This window comes from Trinickia sp. Z7, assembly GCF_056498045.1.
Genome location: NZ_JAUEQW010000004.1, coordinates 146,604 through 160,360, shown reverse-complemented (window position 1 = coordinate 160,360; position 13,757 = coordinate 146,604). Strand labels below are relative to the sequence as shown.

Here is a 13,757-nt window from a genome sequence, read left to right as displayed (position 1 = left end):
GACCGCGCTTTACCGGTTCGTTGCTCTATTGGAGAACTCAATCATGCAGGACCTCTCTCGCCTCGATGCCGCGCCCGGCTATCAGTCGGGCTTCGCGAACGAATGGGCCACCGAGGCGCTGCCCGGGGCGCTGCCCGTCGGCCGCAATTCCCCGCAGCGCGCACCTTATGGGCTCTACGCCGAGCAGCTTTCGGGCAGCGCCTTCACTGCGCCGCGCGCGCATAACCGGCGCACGTGGCTGTACCGCATCCGCCCCGCGGCCGTGCATCGGCCGTTCGTGCCGTTCGTGCCGTCTGCGCTGCACGGCGACCAGAACGCGGCGCAACCACGGCTCGTCGCCAACTTCGCAGATACGCCGCCCACTCCCCCGAATCAACTGCGCTGGGACCCGCTGCCGATGCCCGCGGCCCCGACCGATTTCGTCGAGGGCCTCGTCACCATGGCCGGCAACGGCGCGGCCGAGGCGATGTCGGGCTGCGCCATCCATCTCTACGCCGCGAACCGGTCCATGCAGGATCGTTTCTTCTACAACGCCGACGGCGAGCTGTTGATCGTGCCGCAGGAAGGCCGTTTGCGGATCGCGACGGAAATGGGCCTGCTCGAAATCGAGCCGTGCGAAATCGCCGTGGTGCCGCGCGGCGTGCGCTTCGCCGTCACGCTCGTCGATGGCCAAGCGCGCGGCTATGTGTGCGAGAACTTCGGCGCGTTGCTGCGCTTGCCCGATCTGGGCCCCATCGGCTCGAACGGTCTTGCCAATCCGCGCGATTTCCTGACGCCGCACGCGGCCTACGAGGACCGCGAGGGCGCCTTCGAACTGGTGACCAAGCTCAATGGACGTCTGTGGCGCGCCGACATCGGCCATTCGCCGCTGGACGTCGTCGCGTGGCACGGCAACTATGCCCCGTACAAGTACGACCTGCGCCGCTTCAATACGATCGGCTCGATCAGCTTCGATCATCCCGATCCCTCGATCTTCCTCGTCCTGCAATCGCAAAGCGATACGCCCGGCGTCGATGCAATCGACTTCGTGATCTTCCCCCCGCGCTGGCTCACCGGCGAGGATACGTTCCGCCCGCCGTGGTTCCACCGCAATGTCGCGAGCGAGTTCATGGGCCTCGTGCATGGCGTCTACGATGCGAAGGCCGAAGGCTTCCTGCCGGGCGGCGCGAGCCTGCACAACTGCATGTCGGGGCATGGCCCCGACGCCGATACGTTCGAGAAGGCTAGCGCCATCGACACCTCCAAGCCGCAAAAGGTGGCCGACACGCTGGCGTTCATGTTCGAAACGCGCACCCTGCTCAAGCCGACGCACTATGCGCTCGGCTGCGCGCAGTTGCAGGCGGATTACTTCGAATGCTGGCAGGGCCTGACGAAACACTTCAATCCGGAGCAGCGATAAGCATGGCGCGCGATCTCACTAATGACCTCGCTGCGACGCGCGAGCCGGGCAAACGTAGCTGGCTCGAAGCGGCCAACGATCCGGCCTGCGATTTTTCGATTCAAAACCTGCCGTTCGGCATCTTCAGCGATATGCGCAATGGCGCGCGGCGCGCCGGGGTTGCGATCGGCGATGCGATCGTCGATCTCGCCGCGTTGCAAGCAACTGGGCTGCTCTCGCTCGATGGCGTGCCGGCGGATGTGTTCGCTCGGCCGGCGCTCAATGCGTTCATTGCCCTTGGCCGCGATGCCTGGCGCAGCGTGCGCGTGCAGTTGTCGCAGTTGCTCGATGCGCAGTGTGCGACGGTGCGCGGCGATGCGGCGCTGCGTGAGCGCGTGCTCGTGCCGATGGCCGATGCGACGATGCATTTGCCGGTCGAGATTCCCGGATACACCGATTTCTACTCGTCCAAAGAGCATGCGACGAACGTCGGCGCGATGTTTCGCGATCCGAAGAACGCGCTGCTGCCGAATTGGACCGAAATGCCGATCGGCTACAACGGCCGCGCATCGTCGGTCGTCGTCAGCGGCACGCCGGTGCGCCGGCCGATGGGCCAACTGAAGCTGCCCGATCAGGAGCGTCCGGTCTATGGCGCTTGCCGCAAGCTCGACATCGAGTTGGAGACGGGTTTCATCATCGGACGCGGCAATGCTCTGGGCGAGCCGATCGCCTGCGGCGAGGCCGAGGCGCATATCTTCGGCATGGTGTTGCTCAACGATTGGAGCGCACGCGATATCCAGCAGTGGGAATACGTGCCGCTCGGCCCGTTCAATTCCAAGACGTTCGCGACGACGATCTCGCCTTGGATCGTCACGCTCGATGCGCTCCAGCCGTTTCGCGCCCAGCAGCCGCAGCAGAGCCCCGAGCCGTTGCCTTACTTGCGGCACGCGGGCCGGCACGCGTTCGACATCGCGCTCGAAGTGCGTTTGCGGCCCGAAGGCGTCGATACGGCGACGACCATCGCGCGCACGAACTTCAAGTTCATGTATTGGACGATGGCGCAGCAATTGGCGCATCACACCATCTCGGGATGCAACACGCGCGTGGGCGATCTGATGGGTTCGGGCACGATCAGCGGCGCCACGCCCGATTCGTTCGGCTCGCTGCTCGAACTCACGTGGAACGGGGCGCGTCCGCTCGAGCTGGAAGGCGGAGACAAGCGCACGTTCATCGTGGACGGCGACGAGCTGACGCTGGCCGGGTGGTGCCAAGGCGACGGTTATCGCGTCGGCTTCGGCTCGTGCGCGGGCAAGATTCTGCCGGCGCGCGGGTGAAGGCGCGGGCGGCGAATCGCTTCGAGTTCGATCGCTTGGGCGTGCCATTTCCGCCGCACAGCGCGCCATCGCCCCACCGGGTCGCCTCGAAGCGTGCGAACGCGGTAGGGCTCGCCGCGGCGGTTGGCCCGTCGATGGGGTTTGAGCGTTGCTCCATCGGGCCGGCCGAGCACGATGGTTGCTGCGTCGTGGGTGCGCGCCTCGGCCGTCGCGTGCGCGTCCAAGTGTCCTGTCACGGCGCCGTCCCGCTGCATGGGACTCGCGCCCATCGACATTCAGACGAAACTGTCATCTTCGTCACGAATTTGTCATGATCGGACGATAGTCTTCGCGACTTCCTCGGTGAAACGACCGCCGGGGGCGGGCGCAGAGGCGCCACGCTGTTCAACGATCATACGTTCGTCATGTCTACGTCCGCATCCCCTCATGCGGTTGCTCTCGTGCCCTCGGTCGAGCCCGGCCCGGTTTGGCACGTCCCGCTCGGCAATCATCCGTACTACGATCACGTGCGCCTGAAACGCGTGTTCGAGGACGACCAGAGCCGCCATCGCGTCGTGGTGGTCGATGCGCGCAAGCTGCTCGAATGCGCCAATCGCGACGACACCGACTACGTTCTGCCGCCCGTGGGCAACTGGCACAGCGGCAAAGCGAAGGGAATTCGCGCGTTTCTCGATCCCGCCAACGAGCGCATTCCCGCCATGCCCTACGTCACGGTGCAAAGGCGGCGTGTGCCAGGGCTGCTCGGCTGGCTACGGATGCTGCATGAGGGCGTGGTCGGCTTTCGCAACGGGCAGCACCGGGCGCGCTATTTGGCCTATGCTGGCGCCGTGGCGTTTCCCGTCGAAGTGCATGAGCGCGAAGCTGCACTGCTCGCGGGGCTGTGCGGTTTCGACGGCCCGACCGGCGTGGCCGCCGGCGAACTGCCGCCGCGGGTGCCGGGCGCGCCGGCCGAGTAGGGCGAGCGCGCCCGCCAGGTGCGCCGCCCGACGCCGCCTTCGGTCGAAAACGCTTGCACGCGCGTGTAATTGGGGCAATGATCGAGTTTCCCGTCGCCGCACCGCACCATTTCTTCGAAGCGAAGCGCTGCTTTGCGTTCGCGGCGGGCGCCGCTTTCTTTCTCGAAACCATCGCCGCCCAAGCCTCATGTCCAGCACAGCGCCATCCATCCCTTGTCCCGACGTCGTCTCGCTCGACGCGATCCTCCCCGAAGAACCGTTGTTGATGATGGGCGCCGGTCCCGTGCCGATTCCGGCCGCCGTTGCCAAGGCGAACGCGATCGTCATCAATCACCTGGGCGCGACGATGTCGAAGGTCATCGGGCAAGTGAAGGACATGGCGCGCTATGTCTTCCAGACGCGTTCGAAGTGGGTCCTCGGCGTGGCCGGTCCCGGCTCGGCGGCGATGGAAATGGCAATCTCGAATCTGGCGTGGTCCGGCACGCGCGTGCTGTCGATCAAGAACGGGTTCTTCAGTGCGCGCATGGCGGAGATGGCCAAGCGCTGCGGCGCGCAGGTCGCGACGCTCGACGTGCCGGACGGCGAAGTCGCGGCGTTGGCCGACATCGAAGCCGCCCTGGCGCGCGAGCGGCCCGAGGTCGTCACCATCGTGCAAGGCGAGACCTCCAATACCGTCTGGAACCATCAACTGCGGCAGATTGCGGCCCTGGCGAAGGCGGCCGGCGCACTCGTCATCGTCGATGCAGTCTGCACGTTGAGCACGATGCCGCTCGAAATGGACGCTTGGGGCATCGACGCCGTCATCACGGGCGGGCAAAAAGGCCTGTCGTCGATCCCCGGCGTCTCGTTGGTCGCATTCTCGGACGCCGCTTGGCAGAGGCTGAAGACGCGCGATCAAGCGAACGCGCATTGGTGCCTCGATGCCTCGTTGGCGGAGAACTTTTGGCACAACGCCGGTTATCACTACACGGCGCCCGTGTCGGGCGTGCTGGCTTTACACGAGGCGTTGCGCCTCGTGTGCGCCGAGACGCTCGAAAAGCGCTTCGCGCGCCACCAGAAATGCTCGCTTGCGCTGCAAGCAGGGGTTTCGGCGATGGGGCTCGCGCTATTTGCCCCGGAGCCGTGCCGGCTGAACTCGGTCGTCGGCATTTCCACGCCCGCTGGGCTGAGCCCCGCCGATGTCTGCGGTCACATCTCGCGTCATCATCAGGTCGAAATCTCGGGCTCGTTCGGCTTGCCGATCGTCCGTATCGGCCAAATGGGCGAGCAGTGCCGCGAGCACAACCTGTTTCGCACGGTTCATGCGCTCGGCCGCACGATGCTCGAGCTCGGCGCGCGCGTCGACCTGCCGGCGGGCGTCGCCGCGCTCGAGCAGTCGTTGTCGGAGAACGCGCGCGGGCGTTAGTGCGTTAGTGCGTCAGAGCGCGAGGCACGCGCCGCAACGGCGCTTCAGGCGACCAGTAGCACCGCCGCGCCGGTGACGAAGAGCGCGGCCGACCAGATCCAATCGAAGTTGATCCAGCCGCGTCGCAGCATGGCAAGGCCCAAGTACTCGTACGCGGCGAACGCGATCGCTGCGCTCGTCGCCGAGGCGATGGCCGTGTGAACGAGCGTGACGAGCGCCGCGGGGCCGAGCGCACCCGATAAGCTCGTTTGACCGGCCGCGCCGCAGATCGGCATCAAGGCGGGAACGAGCATGAGCCCCGCGCCGTGGACGGTGGCCGTCACGGCCGACCATAACGCTAGGCCCAGAAAGCCGGCCGTCATGCCGACGCGCAGGTGGTGCCGATGGCCATACAGCAAGTGATAGCCCGCCCATCCGAGCAAAACGACGCCCGTTGCGAGCCGCAGCGAGGCCGCATGCAGGGCGAGCCCAAGCACGAGCGCCGAAGAAGTCACGATGAAGATCGACACGGCATGGCCCAGCGCAAGGGGCGGCAGCGCCGCGGCCAACGCGGTGCGCGTACCGCGCTGCAATCCGAGCGCGGTGGCAAAGAGCCAACCCATCGCGGGATTGACGCCGTGGAACACGCCGCTGCCCATCACGGCGAGCCAAAGCGTTGCGGTGTGCGTGTCGACGTTCATCGTAAAACCGACTCCCGCTCGAGAACCTGTGCTTCAAGGCGATCGGCCGCGCCGCCGAGCCGAACCGTGCCGGGCGGCGCGAAGCCCCGTGCTCGATCGATCGCCGCTCGCCGCCGCGCGGTTTTCCTTCACGTAGCCTGTGCCGCTGCGTGCGGCGCGCCCGCCCTGGGCGAGCCGCCGGGCTAGCCGATTAACGGTAGTGCAGTCACGGGTAGCAATACGAATCCGAGGACGCATCGCCGCCCTCGAGCCGAATCTGGTGCGGCCGATGCGTCTTCGGCCATTCCAGATAGAACTCCCGGTCGAACGACAAGCCGCCGCCGTCGGGCGCATCGAGCTTGACCATCCAGCCGTCGATGCCGTCGGGGTAGAACTGCTCGTCGATCGCGCCGTACAGCGAATTCGTGAAATAGACGCGATGGCCGTCGCGGCTCACTTCGACCATCTGTGGGCCGCCGTTCAACGGCTGGTTGCCGGCACTCGGGTGGCTGGCGCGCTCGACGATGCCACCGATGCGCACCGAACCCACGAGCTCCGGGTGATGCGGATCGCTGACGTCGTAGCGGCGCATTTCCCCCGTGCCCCAGCATGCGACGTACAGAAATTCATCGTCGAGCGACAGCGCGATGTCGGTCACGAGCGGCGGGACGGCCCCGAAACGCTTGAGCATGGGCGGCAAGCGTGCGGGATCGGCCGGCTCGGCCGGAATTTCGATGACTTTGCGCGCGGCCCACCGATCCCCTTCGCGATACCAGGTCCAGATCGACGCGGAGAGGTCTTTCAGGCTGATGACCGAGTTGACGAAGCCATGCGCCCGGGTGGGATCGTGCGCGGGACGCAGTTCGAATACGAGTTGATTTTCCTCGCCGAAATCGATCGTTTGTTTGTGCTTGCGCGTATTCAAGTCCCAAAAGTGAAGTCGGTGGCCGTACTTGCCGCCGAGCAGCACTTCGGGCACGAGTCCGTTTTCGAAGGTGGCCGGCAAGCCCCATTCGCTCGAGACCAGCGTGTCGTAGCCCAGGTGCCACCAAGCGTCGTAGGCCAACTGTTGCGGGCCGCGGTCGATTTCCCACTGCCCGCGAATGTCGAACGTGTCGTGGTCCATGAGGAAAATGCCGCCGGGCGCGTCGCCTTCGGCATTCGCGAGCGACACGACGAAGATGCCCTGCGGGCCGCAGTGGATCGTATGGGGGCGCGAGTAGCCGGACTTGCGCATGACTTCGTCCGGTTCGAGTACGCGAACGATGCGCGGACGGCGCGGGTCGGGCTTCGTATCGAGTACGTGAAGCCGCGAACTGCGCAAACCGGGGACGATCAAATAACGCCGCTCGGAATGCGGGTGCGGCGCATTCGGACAAAGATGGGAACTGCAGGCATTCCAACCGAAATGATGCAATTCGTCGCCGGTATTGGGCATGGCGACGCGCTCTACGATCTTGCCGTGATCGGGCGAGCCGGGATCGAGATCGACGACGACGAGCTCGTCGGGGACGCGGCGTGTCGGATCGAAGCTCGCGACATAGGCCAGGGTTTCCTTGGGCGCTTGTGCGGCAAGGCGCGCGGAAGGGTAGAACGTCGGATCGGGTTTCCAGGACGACATAGGCCGCTTCCTCATCTCGTGAATGGGGTAGGCGGCTATCGTAGGAGCCGATCTCGCAAAACTGCAAGGAACAAAATGGAATAAGAATAAAAGAAATTTGCAGCGTGTTTTTACGTGATAAGCCTATCAACTCTGGGGGTTGTTATTTAAAAACAACTCGCCGCAGCGCCCCCCATTCTATTCGACTGCGACCGATATGACCGCACCGCGGGGCGGATCGAACCGTCCCGAGCGCGTCTGGCATTCGTGCTGCCTCGACCTCGTCTCCCCAAGCGCGAATCAGCCCGCATCGAGCGCGCCGCGGCCTGCGAGCGGCCGCCGGCTGCGCGTCTGGCGCAGGTAAAGACTGACCGACAACACCGCCGCCGCGGCCGCCGCAATTGCCGCCACCAGGAACACCGAGGGATAGCCGAACTCACCGGCGACATAGCCCGCTAGCGGCCCCATGATGCCGAGCGACAGATCGAAGAACACCGAGTACGCGGCGAGCGCCGCGCCGCGGCTGGCCGGCGGCACGAGTTCGACCGCTTCGACGCCGAGCGACGGGAAAACGAGCGCAAAGCCGAAGCCGGTCACGGCCGCACCGACCAGCGCGGCGGCGGGCGTTGGCGCGAGCCAGAGCGTCAAAAGGCCCGCGCATTCGAACGCGAACGAGACGAGCGCGACGCGGAACCCGCCGTAGCTGCGGATGGCATTGGCGAACAACAACCGCGCGCCGACGAAGAAACCGCCGAACAGCGTGAGCGCCAGCGCGGCATGCGGCCAGCCGCGCGCCGCGTAATACAGCGCGATGAAGGTCGCGATGGAACCGAATCCGGCGGTGCCGAGCGCCAGCCCGACGCCGTGCGGCAGGACGCGCACGAACACGCTCGCATAGCCCATGCGTTCGCCGTGAACGAGCGGCACCGCTTCGAGCCGGCGCGCGAGCCAATAGCCTAAGGCAGCAAGCGCGATGGTGGTGGCGCCAAGCGCCCAAGCGCCCACCGAATGTGCGAGCGTTGCGCCCACGGGTGCGCCGATCGCCAGCGCGCCGTAGGTGGCGATACCGTTCCAGGAAATGACGCGCGCGTTGTGCGTGGCGCCGACGCGGCCGATGCCCCACAAAATGGCCCCCGTGCCGACACAGCTCTCGCCGAAACCGAGCGCGAGGCGGCTCGCAACCAACACGCACAGGCTCACGGCGGGCCAGCCGCGGCAGGCGACGGCCGCGGCCAACAACGCGCCGCTGACGCCGCACGCAAGGAGCCCGATCCCGACCGTGCGTTTGGGGCCGAGGGTGTCGGAGAAGCGGCCCGCGTGCGCGCGAGAGAACAGCGTCGCCACGTACTGAACGCTGACCGCCGCGCCAGCCAACACCGAACCGAGGCCGAGCTGGCTTTGCACGAAGCCGGGCAGCACGGGCAGCGGCAGCCCGATGATCAAATAGCAAACGAACGTGAAAAAAACGACGGGAACGATACGAGCCGTGGCGGCGCGGTCAGATAGGGCGGGCGAGGCGGCAGACATGGGCTTTGAGGCGATGACCAAGCACTACACCAGGGAAAACGACAGTTGAAGCGCGGTCGACTTTGTGAAATAGCTTTGCATTGTCTCATGGAACCGGTTTTTGTGCGGCGCCGCATCGCCATCGACGGTCGAAGACGCTCTCCGCATATCGGCGCAAGAATATAAGCGGCATGTCAGGCCGCCTATGGGTTGGCTATATTGGCGGTGATAGCTTTGGATCGAACGATGACACCGCGCGCTTTTCGATTTTTCCGCTTACAACCATGAGCCAACCGATCCGTTTCTATCACCGCAATGCAATCCGCGAAGTCGGCGACGCGGCCGTGACCCGTACGGTTTTGCAGTACCTGCGCGAGGACGCGCACTGCACGGGCACGAAGGAGGGCTGCGCCGAAGGCGATTGCGGCGCTTGCACCGTCGTCGTCGCCGAGCGCGACGAGGCCGGCGGCGTGCGATTCTCGTCCGTGAATGCCTGCATCCAATTTCTGCCGACGCTGGACGGCAAAGCGCTGTTCACGGTGGAAGATCTGCGCCAGAGCGACGGCTCGCTGCATCCGGTGCAGCAAGCGATGGTCGAGTGCCACGGCTCGCAATGCGGCTTTTGTACGCCTGGCTTCGTGATGTCGATGTGGGCCCTTTATCGCAACCAGGGCGCCGAAGAGGCCGCGACGCAGGGCGCGGCAACCGCTTGCCGCGCGCCCTCGCGCGAGGAGATCGCCGATGCGCTCACCGGCAACCTGTGCCGCTGCACCGGCTACCGCCCCATCGTCGATGCCGCCGAACGGATGTTCGAATTGCCGCCCCCCCGCACGCCGATCGAGGTCGCCGCGGTGGAGCGGGCGTTGGCGACGCTCGAGCGCGACGACACCTTCCACTACGAGCACGACGGCGCGGCATTCGATGCGCCGCGCACCGTCGATGCGCTCGCCGCCATCAAGGCCGAGCGGCCGGCGGCGAGGGTGCTCGCCGGCAGCACCGACATCGGCTTGTGGGTCACCAAGCAAATGCGCGCGCTCGGCGACATCGTCTACGTGGGCCGCGTCGCCGAACTGCAGCGGATATCGGCGTCGGACGACTGGATCGAAATCGGCGCGGCCGTCAGCGTCGAGCGCGCCTATGCGGCGCTGGCTCGCCACTATCCCGAACTCACGGAGATGTGGAAGCGCTTCGCCTCGCTGCCGATCCGCAATGCGGGCACCTTGGGCGGCAACGTGGCGAACGGCTCGCCGATCGGCGATTCGATGCCGGGCCTGATCGCGCTGGGCGCTCGCGTCGTGCTACGCGGCGGCGAGACCGAGCGCGAATTGCCGCTCGAGGACCTCTACCTCGGTTATCAAAAGAAGGACATGGCCGAGCACGAATTCGTCCTCGCGCTGAAAGTGCCGACGCCAACCGGCGCGCGCGCGGCGCTCAAATTTCGCACTTACAAGGTGTCCAAGCGATTCGATTCGGACATTTCGGCCGTCTGCGCCGCCTTCTCGTTCATCGCGGACGGTGACACGATCCGCTCCCCGCGCATCGCCTTCGGCGGCATGGCGGCAACGCCCAAGCGAGCCGCCCACGCCGAAAGCGTCCTGGCCGATGCGGCCTGGCACGAAGCGACGGCGCAAGCGGCCATGCAAGCGCTCGCGCGCGACTACGCGCCGCTCACCGATATGCGCGCGACCGACGCGTACCGGCTGCAGTCCGCGCAGAACCTGCTCTATCGCTTCTGGCTCGAGACGCGGCCTCACGACCCGCTGCCGCCGCAGGCGTTGAACGTTCGGATGGTCGACCTTCCGACGCCGGCATAAGGAGCGACACGCCCTGCAACGGGCGAGAGCGCAACGTCGAACGAATGAAGCGTCGAAGCGCCGCGCCGTCTGCAGGGATGCAAAGCGATAGCCAGATAGATAGATCGAGACGAGATAGATCGAGACGAGCAATGAATCAGCAAGCCGAACCGTTCATGACCGAGTTGGCCCCTGGCGAACGCCAACGCGAAGGCGCTGCGCAGCGCCAAGTGCATGTTTCGCGTCCGCACGAATCCGCGCACTTGCATGTGAGCGGCCGCGCCACGTACACGGACGACATACCGCTCGTGGCGGGCACGCTGCACGCCGCGCTCGGCTTATCCGCCAAGCCTCACGCGAAGATCGTCTCGCTCGATCTGGATGCCGTGCGGGCGACGCCTGGCGTCGTGGCCGTGTTCACGGCGGAAGATATCCCCGGCGCCAACGATTGCGGGCCGATCTTGCATGACGATCCGATCCTGGCCGACGGCGTCGTGCAATACGTCGGACAACCGATATTTCTCGTCGTGGCGACTTCGCACGACAGGGCGCGGCTGGCCGCGCGCCAAGCAAAGGTCCGATACGAGGATTTGCCTGCGGTGCTGACTGCGCAAGCGGCGCGCGCAGCCAATCAGTCCGTGCTGCCGCCGATGAAGCTCGCTCGCGGCGAGCCTGCGGCGAAGATCGCCCGCTCGCCCCATCGCGAGGCTGGCGAAATGCTGCTGGGCGGCCAGGAGCAATTTTATCTGGAAGGGCAAATTGCGTATGCCGTGCCGAAGGACGATGACGGCATGCATGTCTGGTGCTCGACCCAGCACCCGACGGAGATGCAACACCATGTCGCGCACTCGCTCGGGCTTGCCTCGCACCAGGTCGTGATCGAGTGCCGGCGGATGGGCGGCGGCTTCGGCGGCAAGGAATCGCAGTCGGCGCTATTCGCGTGCTGCGCGGCGCTGGCCGCGTGGAAGCTGATGTGTCCGGTCAAGCTGCGCCCGGACCGAGACGACGACATGTTGATCACGGGCAAGCGCCACGATTTCCATTACCGCTACGAAGTGGGGTACGGCGACGACGGCACGATCGAAGGCGTCTCTGTCGATATGACGTCACGCTGTGGGTTCTCGGCCGACTTGTCAGGTCCGGTCATGACGCGCGCGATTTGCCACTTCGATAACGCCTATTGGTTGTCCGATGTCGCCATCGAAGGCTTCTGCGGCAAAACGAACACGCAGTCGAACACGGCGTTCCGCGGCTTCGGCGGGCCGCAGGGTGCGTTTGCGATCGAATACGTCATCGATAACATCGCGCGCTCGCTCAAGCTCGATCCGCTCGATGTGCGCCGGCGCAATTTGTACGGCAAGACCGAGCGCAACGTGACGCCGTACGGGCAGACGATCGACGACAACGTGATCCACGAGCTCGTCGACGAGCTCGAAACGTCGAGCGGCTATCGCCGCCGGCGCGAGCAAGTGCGCGAGTTCAATGCGCGCAATGCGGTGCTCAAGAAGGGTATTGCGCTCACGCCGGTCAAGTTCGGTATCGCGTTCAACGTGACGCATTTCAATCAAGCCGGCGCACTCGTGCACATCTATACGGACGGCTCCGTGCTCGTCAATCACGGCGGGACCGAAATGGGCCAGGGGCTCAACACGAAGGTGGCGCAGGTGGTCGCGCAGGAACTGGGCATCGGCTTCGCCCGCGTGCGCGTGACGGCAACCGACACCAGCAAGGTGGCCAATACTTCGGCCACGGCGGCGTCGACGGGCTCCGATCTGAACGGCAAGGCCGCGCAGGATGCCGCGCGCCAATTGCGCGAGCGGCTCGCGACGTTCGCTGCGCAGCGGTTCGGGACGGGCGGCATCGAACCGGGCGAGGTCGTGTTCGAGAACGATACGGTTCATGTCGGCGAACGCGCGATCGCGTTCGAAGAGATCGTCGCCAACGCATATTTGGCGCGCGTGCAGTTGTGGTCCGACGGCTTTTATGCGACGCCGAAGCTTCACTGGGATCAACAAAAATTGCAAGGCCATCCGTTCTTCTACTACGCGTATGGCGCGGCCGTGTCGGAAGTGGTCATCGATACGTTGACGGGTGAAATGCGCGTGTTGCGCGCGGACGTGCTGCACGACGTCGGGGCCTCGCTCAATCCGGCGATCGACATCGGGCAGGTCGAAGGCGCCTTCATTCAAGGGATGGGCTGGCTCACGACCGAGGAACTCTGGTGGAACGCGGACGGCAAGCTCATGACCCATGCGCCGTCCACCTACAAGATTCCGACCGTCAACGATTGTCCGCCCGATCTGCGCGTGCGGCTGTTCGACAACCGCAATGCGCAAGACAGCATTCATCGCTCGAAGGCGGTCGGCGAGCCGCCGCTCTTGCTGCCGTTTTCGGTCTTCTTCGCGATCCGCGACGCGGTGGCGAGCGTGGGCGATTACGAGGTCAATCCGCCGTTGAACGCGCCCGCTACGGGTGAAGAGATTTTGAAGGCCGTGGCCGCGGTGCGCGCGGCCCGGGCAGGCCGTGCGCCCGGTGCGGCCTGCTCGCCGCAGGCGGCGCATGGCACGGGAGCCCTCGCATGAAAGCATGTCCGCCCGCCGCCCATATGCCGGCGCGGCCGCTTCACATCGTGCTGTTCGGCGCCGGGCACGTCGGCCACGCGCTCGTGACGCTGCTCGGTGCGCTGCCCTGTGTCGTCCACTGGATCGATGGGCGTGACGAGTGCTTCCCCGACGAAGTACCCGCCAACGTGCAGATCGAAGCCACCGATACGCCCGAAGCCGTGATCGACTCGGCGCCGCCGGGCAGCTGTTTTCTGGTCATGACGCACAATCACGCGCTCGACTTGGCGTTGGCCGAGCGCATCATGCGTCGGCGCGACTTTGCCTACTTCGGCATGATCGGCTCTAAAACCAAGCGCGTGAAGTTCGAGCGGCGCTTGATCGAACGCGGCGTCGAACCCGAACGGCTGCGGCAGATGATCTGCCCGATCGGCGTGCCGGGCATCGCCGATAAGGCGCCCGAGGCGATCGCCGTCGCCGTCTGCGCGCAATTGATGCAGGTACGCACGCGTGTCGCGAAGGCGGCAAGCTGCATGGCGCCGTTCGTTTCGACCACGGCTTAGCG

10 protein-coding genes are annotated in these 13,757 nt (G+C 65.7%); 7 read left to right on the top strand and 3 right to left on the bottom strand.

From position 1 onward, the window contains the following. Nucleotides 1-40: 40 nt before the first annotated feature. From hmgA to QQS38_RS09510, 4 genes are all read left to right on the top strand, one after another. Nucleotides 41-1,399, top strand: coding sequence for a homogentisate 1,2-dioxygenase (gene hmgA, locus QQS38_RS09525; RefSeq protein ID WP_479645369.1), 1,359 nt, complete (start codon nt 41-43; stop codon nt 1,397-1,399). 2 nt (nt 1,400-1,401) lie between these two features. Next, complete coding sequence (gene fahA / locus QQS38_RS09520; RefSeq protein WP_479645129.1) at nt 1,402-2,712, top strand: fumarylacetoacetase; 1,311 nt, start codon at nt 1,402-1,404, stop codon at nt 2,710-2,712. 404 nt (nt 2,713-3,116) lie between these two features. Next, nucleotides 3,117-3,668 (top strand): plasmid fertility inhibition factor family protein, encoded by a 552-nt coding sequence (locus tag QQS38_RS09515; RefSeq protein ID WP_479645128.1) that lies wholly within the window; start codon nt 3,117-3,119, stop codon nt 3,666-3,668. A 187-nt stretch (nt 3,669-3,855) separates the two neighbouring features. Beyond that, the gene (locus QQS38_RS09510) at nt 3,856-5,073 is read left to right on the top strand and encodes a pyridoxal-phosphate-dependent aminotransferase family protein (RefSeq protein ID WP_479645127.1); all 1,218 of its coding nucleotides are present in this window, start codon (nt 3,856-3,858) and stop codon (nt 5,071-5,073) included. Between the two features lie 44 nt (nt 5,074-5,117). On the opposite strand, the gene QQS38_RS09505 is transcribed toward QQS38_RS09510, so the two are convergent. From QQS38_RS09505 to QQS38_RS09495, 3 genes are all read right to left on the bottom strand, one after another. Then, nucleotides 5,118-5,753 carry a hypothetical protein gene (locus tag QQS38_RS09505; protein WP_479645126.1) on the bottom strand — a complete coding sequence of 212 codons (636 nt, stop codon included), beginning with the start codon at nt 5,751-5,753 and terminating at the stop codon, nt 5,118-5,120. 205 nt (nt 5,754-5,958) lie between these two features. Then, complete coding sequence (locus QQS38_RS09500) at nt 5,959-7,353, bottom strand: selenium-binding family protein (RefSeq protein ID WP_479645125.1); 1,395 nt, start codon at nt 7,351-7,353, stop codon at nt 5,959-5,961. 279 nt (nt 7,354-7,632) lie between these two features. After that, a complete protein-coding gene (locus QQS38_RS09495; RefSeq protein WP_479645124.1) occupies nt 7,633-8,859 on the bottom strand; it encodes an MFS transporter in 1,227 nt (408 codons plus the stop codon). A gap of 263 nt (nt 8,860-9,122) precedes the next feature. Between QQS38_RS09495 and xdhA the strand changes: the two genes are divergently transcribed. The 3 genes from xdhA (at nt 9,123) to xdhC (ending at nt 13,755) form a co-directional block, all read left to right on the top strand. Then, a complete protein-coding gene (gene xdhA, locus QQS38_RS09490) occupies nt 9,123-10,652 on the top strand; it encodes a xanthine dehydrogenase small subunit (protein ID WP_479645123.1) in 1,530 nt (509 codons plus the stop codon). A gap of 131 nt (nt 10,653-10,783) precedes the next feature. Then, nucleotides 10,784-13,213 (top strand): xanthine dehydrogenase molybdopterin binding subunit, encoded by a 2,430-nt coding sequence (xdhB, locus tag QQS38_RS09485; protein ID WP_479645122.1) that lies wholly within the window; start codon nt 10,784-10,786, stop codon nt 13,211-13,213. Next, nucleotides 13,210-13,755, top strand: coding sequence for a xanthine dehydrogenase accessory protein XdhC (xdhC, locus tag QQS38_RS09480; RefSeq protein ID WP_479645121.1), 546 nt, complete (start codon nt 13,210-13,212; stop codon nt 13,753-13,755). The genes xdhB and xdhC overlap by 4 nt, the downstream gene beginning before the upstream one ends. The last annotated feature ends 2 nt before the right edge of the window (nt 13,756-13,757 follow it).

What these genes read in the sequence shown, in the direction of transcription:
- QQS38_RS09505 (WP_479645126.1), bottom strand. Translation starts at nt 5,753, where the DNA reads ATGAACGTCGACACGCACACCGCAACGCTTTGGCTCGCCGTGATGGGC.
- fahA (WP_479645129.1), top strand. Translation starts at nt 1,402, where the DNA reads ATGGCGCGCGATCTCACTAATGACCTCGCTGCGACGCGCGAGCCGGGC.
- xdhC (WP_479645121.1), top strand. Translation starts at nt 13,210, where the DNA reads ATGAAAGCATGTCCGCCCGCCGCCCATATGCCGGCGCGGCCGCTTCAC.
- QQS38_RS09500 (WP_479645125.1), bottom strand. Translation starts at nt 7,353, where the DNA reads ATGTCGTCCTGGAAACCCGATCCGACGTTCTACCCTTCCGCGCGCCTT.
- xdhB (WP_479645122.1), top strand. Translation starts at nt 10,784, where the DNA reads ATGAATCAGCAAGCCGAACCGTTCATGACCGAGTTGGCCCCTGGCGAA.
- QQS38_RS09495 (WP_479645124.1), bottom strand. Translation starts at nt 8,859, where the DNA reads ATGTCTGCCGCCTCGCCCGCCCTATCTGACCGCGCCGCCACGGCTCGT.
- QQS38_RS09515 (WP_479645128.1), top strand. Translation starts at nt 3,117, where the DNA reads ATGTCTACGTCCGCATCCCCTCATGCGGTTGCTCTCGTGCCCTCGGTC.
- QQS38_RS09510 (WP_479645127.1), top strand. Translation starts at nt 3,856, where the DNA reads ATGTCCAGCACAGCGCCATCCATCCCTTGTCCCGACGTCGTCTCGCTC.
- xdhA (WP_479645123.1), top strand. Translation starts at nt 9,123, where the DNA reads ATGAGCCAACCGATCCGTTTCTATCACCGCAATGCAATCCGCGAAGTC.